Here is a 13882-nt window from a genome sequence, read left to right as displayed (position 1 = left end):
CCTTCCCGAAACCGGGGGCTCCGCCCCGGACCCCGGTCCTCAATCGCCGGACGGGCTGAAAATTCAGCCCGTCCGGCGATTGAGGACACGCCCGAAGGGCGTGCCAGCGTTCCGCCCAGCTGAAGGCACAGACATGTACTCCCTCTTCTTCCGTACCGTTTTCCGGCGGCTCGACCCCGAGCAGGCGCATCACCTCGCCTTCTCCTGGATCCGGCGTGCCGCCCGGATCCCCGTGCTGCGCACGTTCCTCGCCGCCGTACTCGCGCCCCGTCACAAGGAGTTGAGGGTCGAGGCGCTGGGGCGCCGTATGCACGGGCCCTTCGGCCTCGCCGCCGGGTTCGACAAGAACGCCACCGGTATCGACGGGATGGCGATGCTCGGCTTCGACCACGTCGAGATCGGCACCGTCACCGCGCACGCCCAGCCGGGCAACCCAAAACAGCGGCTCTTCCGCCTCGTGCCGGACCGCGCGCTGATCAACCGGATGGGCTTCAACAACGAGGGCTCCGCCGCCGTCGCCGTACGGCTCGCGGGCCGCCGGCCGGTCTTCCGTACCACCGTCGGCGTCAACATCGGCAAGACCAAGGTGGTCCCGGAGGACGAGGCCGTGGGCGACTACGTCACCTCCGCCGAGCGCCTCGCCGCGTACGCCGACTACCTCGTCGTCAACGTCTCCTCGCCCAACACCCCGGGCCTGCGCAACCTGCAGGCCGCCGACTCGCTGCGGCCGCTGCTCACCGGCGTGCGCGAGGCCGCCGACCGCACCGTGGCGGGACGCCGCGTACCGCTGCTGGTGAAGATCGCGCCGGACCTCGCCGACGAGGACATCGACGCCGTCGCCGACCTGGCCGTCGAGCTCGGCCTGGACGGCATCATCGCCACCAACACCACCATCGCCCGCGACGGGCTGGGCCTCACCGGCGACCCGGACACCGTCGCGGAGACCGGCGGACTCTCCGGCGCGCCCCTCAAGGAGCGCTCGCTGGAGGTGCTGCGCCGGCTGTACGCGCGGGTCGGCGACCGGCTCACGCTGGTCGGCGTCGGCGGCGTGGAGACCGCCGAGGACGCCTGGCAGCGCATCCTCGCCGGCGCCACCCTCGTCCAGGGCTACAGCGCCTTCATCTACGAGGGCCCGTTCTGGGCGCGCTCCGTGCACAAGGGCCTCGCCGCCCGGCTGAACTCCAGCCCGTACGCCACCCTCGCCGAGGCCGTCGGCGCAGAGCACCGGAAGGTGACCACATGACAGCCCCGGATACCCCGGAGCCCTTCGGCGCCCGGCTGCGCCGCGCCATGGACGAGCGCGGGCCGCTGTGCGTCGGCATCGACCCGCACGCCTCGCTGCTCGCCGACTGGGGCCTGTCCGACGACGTACGGGGCCTGGAGCGGTTCGCGCGGACGACGGTCGAGGCGCTGGCCGGGCAGGTCGCCGTGCTCAAGCCGCAGTCCGCGTTCTTCGAACGGTTCGGCTCCCGCGGTGTCGCGGTGCTGGAGGACTGCGTCGCGGAGGCGCGGGACGCCGGTGCGCTGGTCGTGATGGACGCCAAGCGCGGCGACATCGGCTCCACCATGGCCGCGTACGCGGAGGCCTTCCTCGACCCCTCCTCCCCGCTGTTCTCCGACGCCCTCACCGTCAGCCCGTACCTCGGCTTCGGCTCGCTGGCCCCGGCCGTCGAGCTGGCCCGGCGCAGCGGCAGCGGACTGTTCGTCCTCGCCCTCACCTCCAACCCGGAGGGCGCCGAGGTGCAGCACGCCGTACGTACCGATGACGGCGGCGAGAGCGGCAACTCCCGTGCGGGGAACGGCGCGAGGGGCGGACGCAGCGTCGCCGCGACCGTGCTGGAGCATCTCGCGGAGGCCAACGAGGGCGCTGTGCCGATGGGTTCGTTCGGCGCCGTCGTCGGCGCGACGCTGGGGGACACCCTCTCCCGGCTCGACGCGCGGCTGGACATCAACGGCCCGCTGCTGGCCCCCGGCATCGGCGCGCAGGGTGCCACCCCCGCGGATCTTCCGGGGGTGTTCGGCGCCGCGGTGCGTCAGGTGGTGCCGAGCGTCAGCCGCGGAATTCTCCGGTACGGCCCGGACCTTGGCGGAATGCGGGATTCCGCGGCCCGGTTCGCGGACGAGGTACGGACGGCGGTGGACGGCTGAGGGGTCCGGATGTGCCCCGCGGCGGAGTCCGTACGAGAAAAACCGCAGTTGTTTGTCCGGAAATGTCGCTGTCGGCGGAGTCTGACCAGGACTTTTCGCCTGTTCTCGCTGACTCTGAGCCTCATGCCCGCTAGTCTCCGTCGAGAGCACCGCGCACAGCTGCGTTGCTCGTTGCTCCGCAGCCTGCGGGGCTACTAGGTTCCTCTCCGATCCATATCCGACAGTTCGACATCCGAGGTGACGTAGGCGTGGCTCTTCCGCCCCTAACCCCTGAACAGCGCGCAGCCGCGCTCGACAAGGCCGCCGCGGCTCGCCGGGAGCGTGCTGCGGTCAAGAGCCGGCTGAAGCACTCCGGCGCTACCCTCCACGAGGTCATCAAGCAGGGCCAGGAGAACGATGTCATCGGCAAGATGAAGGTCTCCGCCCTGCTCGAGTCGCTCCCCGGCGTGGGCAAGGTCCGCGCCAAGCAGATCATGGAGCGTCTCGGGATCTCCGAGAGCCGCCGTGTGCGCGGCCTCGGCTCCAACCAAATCGCCGCCCTGGAGCGCGAGTTCGGAAGCACGAACGCGTAGACCGCCGCGAGTCCGCCAGTTGCGGGCCCCGGCGGGCCGTAAGGGTCCGCCGGCCCGTGGTGGCAACGCACTCCTGAGAACCGGGATAATCGCTGCATGAGTACCGCAGTCTCCCGGGGGGCGACCCCCGAACCCCCGGTTGGCACACCGCGCCTGACCGTGCTCTCCGGCCCCTCCGGGGTCGGCAAGAGCACGGTCGTCGCGCACATGCGCAAGGCCCACCCGGAAGTATGGCTCTCCGTCTCCGCCACCACCCGCAAGCCGCGGCCCGGCGAGACCCACGGGGTGCAGTACTTCTTCGTGGACGACGAGGAGTTCGACAAGCTCATCGCCAACGGCGAGCTGCTGGAGTGGGCCGAATTCGCCGGCAACCGCTACGGCACGCCCCGCCAGGCGGTGCTCGAGCACCTGGAGCAGGGCGAGCCGGTGCTCCTGGAGATCGATCTCCAGGGCGCCCGGCTCGTACGGGAGGCCATGCCGGAAGCCCGGCTGGTCTTCCTGGCCCCGCCGGGCTGGGACGAACTGGTCCGCCGCCTCACCGGCCGCGGGACAGAGGCCCCCGAGGTGATCGAGCGCCGGCTGGAGGCGGCCCGTACCGAATTGGCCGCCGAGGCGGAGTTCGACACCACCCTGGTCAACACCTCCGTCGAGGGGGTCAGCGCCGAACTGCTAGCCTTGATGCGAATTGACTGACTGATCAACCTGATCCGGTCAGCCGAACAGATCTCGATCCACCCTCCGGAAGGCAGAGCGTGTCCTCTTCCATCACGACGCCCGAGGGCATCATCAACCCGCCGATTGATGAGCTGCTCGAGGCCACCGACTCGAAGTACAGCCTCGTGATCTACGCCGCCAAGCGCGCGCGCCAGATCAACGCGTACTACTCGCAGCTCGGTGAGGGCCTGCTCGAGTACGTCGGCCCCCTGGTGGACACCCACGTCCACGAGAAGCCGCTCTCGATCGCGCTCCGCGAGATCAACGCGGGCCTGTTGACCTCCGAGGCCGTCGAGGCCCCGCCCGTCGGCTCCGCCCTCCAGTAAGGCGGACCCGCAGGGGTACACGAAGCACCGCACACCACGGGCCCGGCAGCGCGGCTGCCGGGCCCGTGGTGTGTCATGTGAGAAACCGGGACGTGGCGGGGTCCCCGGGCCCGCGCTCCTCCCGGCATCCGAAGCACCGGCATGCGAATTCACCGGCATCCGAACCACCGGAATCCACGGGCCTGCAGCCGTGGGGAGAGGCGAGCGAGCGATGGAGCAGCAGCGCGGTTCCCGGCCGGAGGGCCGGTCCGACAAGCCGCGGGTCGTCCTCGGAGTGAGCGGCGGCATCGCCGCGTACAAGGCGTGCGAGCTGCTGCGGCGGCTGACCGAGAGCGGCCACGACGTCCGTGTCGTGCCCACCGCCTCGGCGCTGCGCTTCGTCGGCGAGCCGACCTGGTCGGCGCTGTCCGGCAAGCCCGTCGCGACGGAGGTGTGGGACGCGGTGCACGAGGTCCCGCACGTCCGCATCGGACAGGAGGCCGACCTCGTCGTCGTCGCGCCCGCGACCGCCGACATGCTGGCCAAGGCCGCCCACGGGCTCGCCGATGACCTGCTCACCAACACGCTGCTGACTGCCCGATGTCCGGTGGTCTTCGCCCCCGCCATGCACACCGAGATGTGGGAGCACCCGGCCACCCGGGAGAACGTCGCCACGCTGCGCCGCCGCGGCGCCGTGGTCATCGAGCCGGACTCCGGCCGGCTGACCGGCGTGGACACGGGCAAGGGGCGGTTGCCGGAACCCGGCGCGATCTTCGAGACGTGCCGGCGCGTGCTGGACCGCGGCACCGCGGCCGCCGATCTGGCGGGGCGGCACGTGGTGGTGACCGCGGGCGGTACGCGTGAACCGCTGGACCCGGTGCGGTTCCTGGGCAACCGCTCGACGGGAAGACAGGGTTACGCGCTGGCGCGTACGGCCGTCGCGCGCGGTGCGCGAGTGACACTTGTCACCGCCAACAGCGAACTGCCCCCGCCCGCAGGTGTGGACGCGGTGCGGGTCGGGACCGCCGTACAGCTCCAGGAGGCCCTGGTGAAGGCCGCCGCGGACGCCGACGCGGTGGTGATGGCCGCGGCCGTGGCCGACTTCCGGCCCGCCGTGTACGCCACCGGGAAGATCAAGAAGCAGGACGGCGCGGAGCCGGAGCCGGTGTCCCTGGTGCGCAACCCCGACATCCTCGCCGGTATCTGCGCCGACCGTCCGCGGCCTGAGCAGGTGATCGTCGGCTTCGCGGCCGAGACGAACGACGTACTCGTCAACGGCCGGGCCAAACTCGCACGAAAGGGGTGCGACTTGCTCGTCGTCAACGAAGTGGGCGAGAGCAAGACTTTCGGGTCGGACGAGAACGAAGCGGTCGTCCTCGGCGCTGACGGCAGCGAGACGCCGGTGCCGCACGGGCCGAAGGAGGCACTCGCCGACACGGTCTGGGACCTGGTCACGCACCGTTTTCCCGCGTCTGTCCAGTGAGTGACAGTGAAAAATTGCCATCCGACAGATCCTGACAAATCGCCATCGGCGACCGGGGTTTGTTGTTGATTTCATGTCGGCTTCGTGCGGGGCTGGCGCAGGATGCGCAGGTCGTACCCGTGCCCTCGGCGCGGTGGACGTGATTGGATGCGGGTGGAGATGGATAGACTGGCGACGGACCGTGCTCGGGCCGTGTCTTGATCGCAGCCCCTTCGCCGGTCCACCTTTGTTCAGCCAGCAGCCGCTGCAACCACAGGGAGCGATGTGTCCCGCCGCTTGTTCACCTCGGAATCTGTGACCGAGGGTCACCCTGACAAGATCGCTGACCAGGTCAGTGACGCGATTCTCGACGCGCTTCTGAAGGAGGACCCGAAGTCCCGGGTCGCCGTCGAGACCATGATCACCACCGGCCTGGTGCACGTGGCCGGCGAGGTGACGACCCAGGCCTACGCGCCTATTTCCAAGATCGTGCGCAACAAGATCCTGGAGATCGGTTACGACTCCTCGAAGAAGGGCTTCGACGGCGCCTCCTGCGGCGTTTCCGAGTCCATCGGCGCGCAGTCGCCCGACATCGCGCAGGGCGTCGACACCGCCTACGAGAAGCGTGTCGAGGGCGACGACGACGAGCTCGACAAGCAGGGCGCCGGCGACCAGGGCCTGATGTTCGGCTACGCCTGCGACGACACCTCGGTCTACATGCCGCTGCCGATCACCCTCGCGCAGCGCCTCTCGGAGCGCCTGTCCGAGGTCCGCAAGAACGGGACGATTCCCTACCTGCGCCCGGACGGCAAGACCCAGGTCACCATCGAGTACGACGGCGACAAGGCCGTCCGCCTGGACACCGTCGTCGTGTCGTCGCAGCATGCCGCCGACATCGACCTCGACTCGCTGCTCGCGCCCGACATCCGCGAGTACGTCGTGGAGCCGGAGCTCAAGCGCCTCCTCGACGAGGACGGCCTGAAGCTCGAGACCGAGGGCTACCGCCTGCTGATCAACCCGACCGGCCGCTTCGAGATCGGTGGCCCGATGGGTGACGCCGGTCTGACCGGCCGCAAGATCATCATTGACACCTACGGCGGCATGGCCCGCCACGGTGGCGGTGCCTTCTCCGGCAAGGACCCGTCCAAGGTCGACCGCTCCGCCGCGTACGCGATGCGCTGGGTCGCCAAGAACGTCGTCGCGGCCGGCCTCGCCAGCCGCTGCGAGGTGCAGGTCGCCTACGCGATCGGCAAGGCCGAGCCGGTCGGTCTCTTCGTCGAGACCTTCGGCACCGCCAAGGTCGACGTGGACAAGATCGAGCAGGCCATCTCGGACGTCTTCGACCTCCGTCCGGCCGCGATCGTCCGCGACCTGGACCTGCTGCGTCCGATCTACTCCAAGACCGCCGCGTACGGCCACTTCGGCCGTGAGCTGCCGGACTTCACCTGGGAGCGGACGGACCGCGTCGACGCGCTGAAGAAGGCCGTCGGCCTCTAAAGAGCAGTCCCGCTTCCCGGTTTCCCGGGAACCCAGGAAGCATCAGCAGTTTCAGCAGCCCTCCGCGGCAGGCGGTACCAGCCCACCGCCGACGTGGGGAGCAGCAGTGCCGAGGCCCGGCCGCCCCGTTTCGACGGGGCGGCCGGGCCTCGGCCTTTTCTGCCTGTCTGTCTTGTGTGCGGCGCTTCCATGCGGGGCGCTCCTGAACGGGGCGCTTCCGTGGCGCGCGGTCAGCCGGCTTCGCGGGCGTACACGGCAAAGGTGCCGCCCTGCGGGTCGGCGAGGCCGGCGACGCGGCCCGTACCGGGAATGTCCATCGGCGGATTCGTCGACGTACCGCCGAGCCGTACCGCCTTCTCCACTGCCGCGTCCACGTCGTCGACGCCGAAGTACAGCGTCCAGTGCGGCGGCGCCCCCTCCATCGGCGTCCCCTGTACGGGGAAGATCCCGCCGAACGGCTCCTCGCCGAGCCCGACCTGGATGTACGGCGGCGTCCCCGGCACGTCGCCCGCGGTGGAGCGCCAGCCGAACACCTCCGTGTAGAACGTCTGCGCCGCGCCGGCGTCCCGCGTCGCCAGCTCCACCCAGCACAGCGAGCCCGGCTCGGCCATCCGCGCCGCGCCCCGGAACGTCCGGGGCTGCCACAGCGTGAACACCGCGCCCTCCGGGTCGGCGAGCACGGCGAACCTGCCGTAGTCGAAGACGTCCATCGGCCCCTGGAGCACCGAGCCGCCCGCCGCCGACGCCGAACGCGCCGTCGCGTCCGCGTCCGTCACCGCGACCGAGAACGTCCACGCGACGGGCCGCCCCTCCTGGTACAGCGGCGACATGGCGGCGACCGGGTCGCCCTCCAGCATCAGCATCGTGTACCCGCCGGCCTCCGGGTTCGGATCGGCGTCGACCCGCCAGCCGAACAGCTCCCCGTAGAACGCCCCGGCCCCGCTCGTGTCCGTCGTCCCCAGCTCGGCCCAGCACGGGGCGCCGACGACAGGTTCGGTGATCTTCATCTTGCGGTCGTCCTTCCGGTGACTCGTTCCGCGGTCCGCTGCCTCGGTGACCGGTTCTCCGATGTCCGGTTCTCCGGTTCTCCGGTTCCCGGTTCTCCGGGGAACGTACGCCGGTGAGGTGGGGCCCGCACGGTGTACGGGGCGCGGGCGGGTACGGGACCGGGCGCCTGGGTGTCGCGGCTCGCGCGGGCCGGCGCCGCGGGATGTGCCGTACGGCGCGGGGGAGTTCTACTGGGGGGCGTGCACTGCGTCTTCTGCGACATCATCGCCGGCCGGGAAACCGCCCACTGCGTCTTCCAGGACGACCACGTGGTGGCCTTCCTGGACGCCCGCCCGCTGTTCCCCGGCCACGTCCTCGCCGTACCGAGAGCGCACGTCGAGACCCTCACCGACCTCCCCGAGGCGGAAGTCGGCCCCTACTTCACCCGCGTACGGCGGCTGACCGGCGCGGTCGAGCGGGCCATGGACGCGGCGGGCTCCTTCGTCGCCGAGAACAACCGCGTCAGCCAGTCCGTCCCCCACCTCCACTTCCACATCGTCCCCCGCAACCGCAAGGACGGACTCCGCGGCTTCTTCTGGCCCCGCACCCGCTACCCGGACGAGGCCGAAGCAGAGACGGTGGCCGCCCGCGTACGGGAAGCGCTGGGGGAGACGGACTGAGCGCGGACGTGGAGCGGCGGCGTGGGTGTCGTAGGGGTCTGTTATTACTGGGGCTGTGAGCAGCGAGAACGGGCAGGGTGGGGCCTCGGGGTCGGAGGGGGAGGGGCCGGAGCAGCTGGCGTTGATCCGGGAGACCGTGCGGAAGCGCAAGCCGCCGAAGGCGAAGCCGCGGACGTGGCGGGGTGTGGCGCCGGCCGCCGAGCGGCCGGTGGCGCGGGTCCTGGTGGACAAGGGCGTGCTGCATCTGGACCGGTACTTCGACTACGCGGTGCCCGCCGCCATGGACGAGGACGCGCAGCCCGGAGTGCGGGTGCGGGTCCGGTTCGGGGCGGGGGAGAAGGAGGGGCGCCGCGAGGGCGGGCGGCTCATCAACGGGTTCATCGTGGAGCGGTGCGAGGACAGCGACTTCACGGGTGCGCTGGCGCCGATCGCGCAAGTGCTGTCCCCCGAGCCGGTGTTGACGCCCCGGCTGCTGCGGCTGTGCCGGGCGGTGGCCGACCGGTACGCCGGATCGCTCGCCGACGTCGTGCAGTTGGCGGTGCCGCCCAGGATGGCGCGCGCGGAGAAGAAGGCGTCGCCGCCCGCGCAGCCGGTGCCGGCCGCGCCGGAGCCCGGCGGATGGGAGCGGTACGGGCAGGGGGCCGCGTATCTGGAGGCGCTGGGCAGGGGCGAGAGTCCGCGCGCCGTGTGGACGGCGCTGCCCGGTCCCGGCTGGCCCGACGAGCTCGCGCGGGCGATGGCGGCGGCGCTCGCGGGGGGCCGCGGGGCGCTCGCCGTACTGCCCGACGGGCGGGCGGCGCAGCGCGTCGACCGTGCGCTGACCGAGCTGCTGGGCACGGGGCACCATGTGCTGCTGACGGCCGATTCGGGCCCCGAGCAGCGGTACGCGCGCTGGCTCGCGGTGAACCGCGGATCCGTACGGGCCGTGGTCGGGACGCGCGCCGCGATGTTCGCCCCCGTACGGGACTTGGGGCTGGCCGCCATCTGGGAGGACGGCGACTCCGCGCACAGCGACGACCACGCGCCTCAGCCGCACGCCCGTGAAGTGCTGCTCCAGCGGGCCGTCACCGAGCAGGCCGGTTTCCTGCTGGGCGGGCACGGCTGCACGGTCGAGGCGGCGCAGCTGGTGGAGACCGGCTGGGCGGGGCCGCTTGCCGCGGGCCGGGAGACGCTGCGTACGGCGGCGCCGGCGATACACACGATCGACGACCGCGACGAGGCGCGGGACGGTGCCGCGCGCACCGCGCGGCTGCCGAGCGTCGCCTGGCGTACGGCGCGGGACGCGCTGGAGCACGGGCCCGTGCTCGTGCAGGTTCCGCGTCGCGGCTACGTGCCGCGGCTGGCGTGCGAACGGTGCCGGGAGCCGGCGCGCTGCCGGCACTGCGCGGGTCCGCTGGAGGCCACGGGCAGCTCGGGGGAGCTGCATTGTGGCTGGTGCGCGCGGCCCGAGCCGGACTGGCACTGCGCCGAGTGCGGCGGAGTACGGCTGCGGGGGCAGGTGTTCGGGGCGCGGCGTACGGCCGAGGAGCTGGGCCGCGCCTTCCCGTCGGTGCCGGTACGGACCTCGGGGCGCGACCACGTGCTGGAGTCCGTACCCGACGCGCCCTCGATCGTCGTGTCCACGCCGGGCGCCGAACCCGTCGCCGAGGGGCCGGGCTACGCGGCGGCGCTGCTGCTGGACGGGTGGGCGTTGCTGGGGCGGCCCGACCTGCGTGCGGGTGAGGAGGCGCTGCGGCGGTGGCTGAGCGCGGCGGCGTTGGTGCGGGGGCAGGGGGCGGAGCCCGGCCGTGCGGGGGGTGGCGATGTGCCGGGCGGTGGTGCCGTGGTGATCGTGGCGGAGCCGTCCATGCGGCCTGTGCAGGCGCTCGTGCGGTGGGACCCTGCCGGGTTCGCCGTACGGGAGCTGGCGGAGCGGGCCGAGCTGGGGTTCCCTCCGGTGTCGCGGATGGCGGCGGTGAGCGGGCCGCCGGAGGCGGTGGCGGAGCTGTTGTCGCGGGCCGAACTGCCGTCCGATGCGGAGGTGTTGGGGCCTGTGCCGCTGCCGGTCGCGGCGGCCGGGCGTCCGCGGCGGCCGGGGGATCCGCCGCCGGGGGAGCAGTGGGAGCGGGCGCTTGTGCGGGTGCCGCCGGGGTCGGGGGCGGCGTTGGCCGCGGCGCTGAAGACGGCGCAGGTGGCGCGGCTTGCCCGGCGGGAGGGGGCGGCGGTGCATTTGCGGATTGATCCGCCGGATATCGGGTGAGGGGGTGCGCTCGCGCTGTGCGGTGCGTTGCGTGTGGGGGTGCGGCTTGCGCTGTGCGTTCTGCGCAGTTCCCCGCGCCCCTTACCGGGAGCGGGCGGCTGCGGTCCGCGTGTGGATTGCGCAGTTCCCCGCGCCCCTTGCTGCGCTGTGCCCACCCTGCGCCCCTGGCGCAGACTGCCCACAGCGCAGAACGGGTGGGAAGCTCCTGGCGCGGACTGCCCACAGCGCAGAACGGGGGTGGGGAAGCCCCTGGCGCAGAGCTGCCCACAGCGCAGAAGCGGTTACGTGGTGGCGGGGCTCAGCGTTTGGGTTAGCAGTTGGAGTGGGTGGTGGGTTTTTCTGGTTGTGGCGTGGGTTATTTGTTGGCGGCAGGAGACTCCCGTGGCGACGACGAGGGTGTCCGGGGGTTCGGCCTCCACCGCGGGGAAGAGGCGGTCGCGGCCGACGGTCATCGACAGGTCGTAGTGCTCGGCCTCGAAGCCGAAGGAGCCGGCCATCCCGCAGCAGCCCGCGTCGAGTTCGACGACTTCCGCGCCGGGGATGCGGCGCAGGAGTTCCATGGTGGCGGCCGTGCCGACCTCGGCCTTCTGGTGGCAGTGGCCGTGGAAGAGGAGGCGGCGGCCGGCCAGGGGGCTGTCCGCGCGCAGCACGAGGCGGCCGTCGTCGATGGCCTCGGTGAGGAGTTCCTCGACCTGCCGTACGCGGCCCGCCACGTCCGCGACCGCCGGGTCGTCGGGGAGCAGCGCGCGGTGTTCGTCGCGCAGCGTCATGAGGCAGGAGGGTTCGCAGCCGGTGATGGGGGAGTCGGGGGGTGCTTCTCCGGTGAGGCGGCGTGCCAGATCGGCGGCTTGGTTCTTGGCGTCGTCGAGAAGGCCCTTGGAGATGCCGGCGCGTCCGCAGCAGCCGCCGCTCTCCAACCGTACGGTCCAGCCCGCGCGTTCGAGGAGGCCGATGGCGGCCTTGCCGATGTCCGGCTCGGTGAACGTCGTGAAGGAGTCGGCGAGGAAGGTGACCGTGCCCGGGCCGTCGGCGGCGGCCGTGGGGGCCGTACGGCGGCGGTGCCAGCGCAGCAGGTTCGTACGGGCGAAGACGGGCAGCGGGCGGGCCGCGGTGATGCCGAGGCGGCGCTCCAGGAGGCGGCGGAGCACGGGCAGCCGGGCGGGGAGGTTGGAGAGCGGGGCGGTCGCTGAGCCGAGCCGGTTGAGGAGGCGGATGGCGCCGAAGAGGCGGGAGCGGAGCGGGGTGCCGTGCGCGTCGTGGTGCTGGGCGAGGGTCTCGGACTTGAGGGCCGCCATGTCGACGCCGAGCGGGCATTCGCTCTTGCACGCTTTGCACATGAGGCACAAGTCGAGGATGTCGTGCAGCCGTTCGTCGCCGAGGGCGCGCTGCGGATCGGGTTCGGACAGTGCCTTGACGAGTGCGTTGGCCCGGCCGCGGGTGGAGTGTTCCTCGTCCTTGGTCGCCATGTACGAGGGGCACATGGCGCCGGTGTCGCTCTTGCGGCACAGCCCGATGTTCATGCAGCGGTCCGCCGCGCCCCGCATGCCGCCCACGACCTCGAAGTCGAGCCGGGTACGCAGCGGAGGGGCGGGTGGCAGGGCGGCGTCGCGGAGATTGTCGGTCATCGCGGGGGCGTCCACGATCTTTCCGGGGTTGAGCCGCCCCTCGGGGTCGAAGACGCCCTTGACCTGGCGCATCGCCTCGTACAACTGGTCGCCGAAGATGTCCCGGTTGAACTCGCTGCGGGCCAGACCGTCGCCGTGCTCACTGGAGTTGACGCCGCCGTGCCGGCGCACCAGGTCCTTGATCTCCTCGGCGACCTTCCGCATCGTCGCGATCTGTTCCGGGGCGGCGAGGTCGACGAACGGGCGGATGTGCAGACAGCCCACGGAGCAGTGGCCGTAGAAGCCGGCCGTGAGCCCGTGCGTGTCGAGGATGTCCTTGAACTCCCGGGTGTAGTCGGCCAGTCGGGCCGGGTCGACGGCGGTGTCCTCGACGAAGGCCAGCGGCCGTTTCGTGCCCTCGCTGGCCGACATCAGCAGCCCGAGACCTGCCTTGCGGACCTTCAGCAGGGCCGACTGCTGGGCCGGGGTGACGGCTTCCAGGGTGTGATAGCCGTGGTGGTGCCGCTTCCACAGGGAGGTCAACTGCTGGAGGCGGCCCAGGAGTTCGGCCTCGTCGTCGCCGCTGAAGCTGACGAAGAGCAGCGCCTCGGGAGAGCCTTCGAGGTGGGTGCCGAGCGAGGCGTACTCGATCTTCTGCCGGGACAGGTCGAGGATCGTCCGGTCCATCAGCTCGACGGCCGCCGGATCGCAGGAGAGGGCGTCCTCGGTGGCGGCGATCGCGCCGGGTACGGAGGTGAAGTGGCCTACGGCGATGACCGTACGGGCGGGCTTCGGCACGAGGCCGACGAGGGCGCGGGTGGTCAGCGCGAGGGTGCCCTCGGAGCCGGTCAGGAAGCGGGCGAGGTCGAACGGGGCGTCGGCGGAGCCGGGTTGGGGGAGCCGGTCGAGCCGGTAGCCGCAGGCGCGGCGCCAGAAGTCGGGGAAGCCGGTGGCGATGGCGTCGGCGTTGTCGCGCACGAGGCCGGGGAGGGCGCGGTGGATGCGGCCTTCGAGGGTGTCCTCGGCGGCGCGGCGGGCGCGTTCGGCCTCGGTGCGCGGCGCCAGGTGTGCGGTGGTCGAGTCGGCGAGCACCACGTCGAGTTCGCGGACGTGGTCGATGGTCATGCCGTGCCGCAGTGAGCCGCTGCCGGCCGAGTTGTTGCCGATCATGCCGCCGAGGGTGGCGCGGTTGCTGGTGGAGGTGTCTGGGCCGAACATCAGCCCGTGCGCGGCGGCGGCGCGGTTCAACTGGTCCTGTACGACGCCCGGTTCGACCAGCGCGGTACGGGCTTCCGGGTCGAGTTCGAGGATGCGGTGCATGTGCCGGGACATGTCCAGGATCAGGCCCGCGCCCGTGGTCTGGCCCGCGAGGCTGGTGCCGGCGCCGCGGGCGGTGACGGTGACCCCGTGCTCGGCCGCGGCCTGTACGGCGGCCTGGACGTCTTCCGCGTGGCGGGGGAAGGCCACGGTGGTGGGGGTGATCGCGTACATGCTCGCGTCGCGGGAGAAGAGGTGGCGGGTGTAGTCGTCGTCGCGGACCTCGCCGTCCATCGTGTCGCGCAGTGTTGTGGCCAGGGGCGGGGTGGCTGTGGCCATGTGGGGCGGCTCCTCTTCCCTGTGCGGTTTGCGACGTGGTCGGGCCGGGTTGCGCAGTTCCCCGCGCCCCTTTTCGGG

Annotated in this window: 11 protein-coding genes; 9 read left to right on the top strand and 2 right to left on the bottom strand. The window is 71.9% G+C overall.

Annotation, left to right across the window (positions count from 1 at the left end; genetic code table 11):
• The first annotated feature begins 133 nt into the window (after positions 1–133).
• The 7 genes from AC3AGO_RS07065 (at position 134) to metK (ending at position 6698) form a co-directional block, all read left to right on the top strand.
• A complete protein-coding gene (locus tag AC3AGO_RS07065) occupies positions 134–1243 on the top strand; it encodes a quinone-dependent dihydroorotate dehydrogenase (RefSeq protein ID WP_487819266.1) in 1110 nt (369 codons plus the stop codon).
• Entirely contained in the window at positions 1240–2148 is a 909-nt protein-coding gene (gene pyrF, locus AC3AGO_RS07060) for an orotidine-5'-phosphate decarboxylase (protein ID WP_487819265.1), read from the top strand. Before AC3AGO_RS07065 ends, pyrF begins: the two co-directional genes overlap by 4 nt.
• Before the next feature lie 248 nt (positions 2149–2396).
• Positions 2397–2720: an integration host factor, actinobacterial type gene (gene mihF / locus AC3AGO_RS07055; RefSeq protein WP_487819264.1), complete on the top strand. Its 324-nt coding sequence runs from the start codon at positions 2397–2399 to the stop codon at positions 2718–2720.
• Between the two features lie 96 nt (positions 2721–2816).
• Positions 2817–3413: a guanylate kinase gene (gene gmk, locus AC3AGO_RS07050; RefSeq protein ID WP_487819263.1), complete on the top strand. Its 597-nt coding sequence runs from the start codon at positions 2817–2819 to the stop codon at positions 3411–3413.
• 59 nt (positions 3414–3472) lie between these two features.
• Positions 3473–3760: a DNA-directed RNA polymerase subunit omega gene (gene rpoZ / locus AC3AGO_RS07045; RefSeq protein WP_487819262.1), complete on the top strand. Its 288-nt coding sequence runs from the start codon at positions 3473–3475 to the stop codon at positions 3758–3760.
• Between the two features lie 211 nt (positions 3761–3971).
• Entirely contained in the window at positions 3972–5222 is a 1251-nt protein-coding gene (gene coaBC, locus AC3AGO_RS07040) for a bifunctional phosphopantothenoylcysteine decarboxylase/phosphopantothenate--cysteine ligase CoaBC (RefSeq protein ID WP_487819261.1), read from the top strand.
• Positions 5223–5486: 264 nt separating this feature from the next.
• Positions 5487–6698, top strand: coding sequence for a methionine adenosyltransferase (gene metK / locus AC3AGO_RS07035; protein WP_487819260.1), 1212 nt, complete (start codon positions 5487–5489; stop codon positions 6696–6698).
• Between the two features lie 230 nt (positions 6699–6928).
• On the opposite strand, the gene AC3AGO_RS07030 is transcribed toward metK, so the two are convergent.
• On the bottom strand, positions 6929–7705 hold the full coding sequence (locus tag AC3AGO_RS07030) for a VOC family protein (RefSeq protein WP_487819259.1): 777 nt from the start codon (positions 7703–7705) through the stop codon (positions 6929–6931).
• A gap of 240 nt (positions 7706–7945) precedes the next feature.
• Here AC3AGO_RS07030 and AC3AGO_RS07025 point away from each other — a divergent pair, with 240 nt between their 5' ends.
• Entirely contained in the window at positions 7946–8365 is a 420-nt protein-coding gene (locus AC3AGO_RS07025) for an HIT family protein (protein WP_487819258.1), read from the top strand.
• A gap of 55 nt (positions 8366–8420) precedes the next feature.
• Positions 8421–10604, top strand: coding sequence for a primosomal protein N' (locus AC3AGO_RS07020; protein WP_487819257.1), 2184 nt, complete (start codon positions 8421–8423; stop codon positions 10602–10604).
• A gap of 281 nt (positions 10605–10885) precedes the next feature.
• Here the strand turns inward: AC3AGO_RS07020 and AC3AGO_RS07015 are convergent, their stop codons facing one another.
• Positions 10886–13804: an FAD-binding and (Fe-S)-binding domain-containing protein gene (locus tag AC3AGO_RS07015; RefSeq protein ID WP_487819256.1), complete on the bottom strand. Its 2919-nt coding sequence runs from the start codon at positions 13802–13804 to the stop codon at positions 10886–10888.
• Between the last annotated feature and the right edge of the window lie 78 nt (positions 13805–13882).

This window comes from Streptomyces sp. BL1 (assembly GCF_057628045.1).
This window is presented reverse-complemented; position numbering and strand designations above follow the sequence as displayed.

Coding starts and splice junctions, on each gene's coding strand:
- AC3AGO_RS07065 (WP_487819266.1), top strand. CDS start 134: ATGTACTCCCTCTTCTTCCGTACCGTTTTCCGGCGGCTCGACCCCGAG.
- pyrF (WP_487819265.1), top strand. CDS start 1,240: ATGACAGCCCCGGATACCCCGGAGCCCTTCGGCGCCCGGCTGCGCCGC.
- gmk (WP_487819263.1), top strand. CDS start 2,817: ATGAGTACCGCAGTCTCCCGGGGGGCGACCCCCGAACCCCCGGTTGGC.
- coaBC (WP_487819261.1), top strand. CDS start 3,972: ATGGAGCAGCAGCGCGGTTCCCGGCCGGAGGGCCGGTCCGACAAGCCG.
- AC3AGO_RS07030 (WP_487819259.1), bottom strand. CDS start 7,705: ATGAAGATCACCGAACCTGTCGTCGGCGCCCCGTGCTGGGCCGAGCTG.
- AC3AGO_RS07015 (WP_487819256.1), bottom strand. CDS start 13,804: ATGGCCACAGCCACCCCGCCCCTGGCCACAACACTGCGCGACACGATG.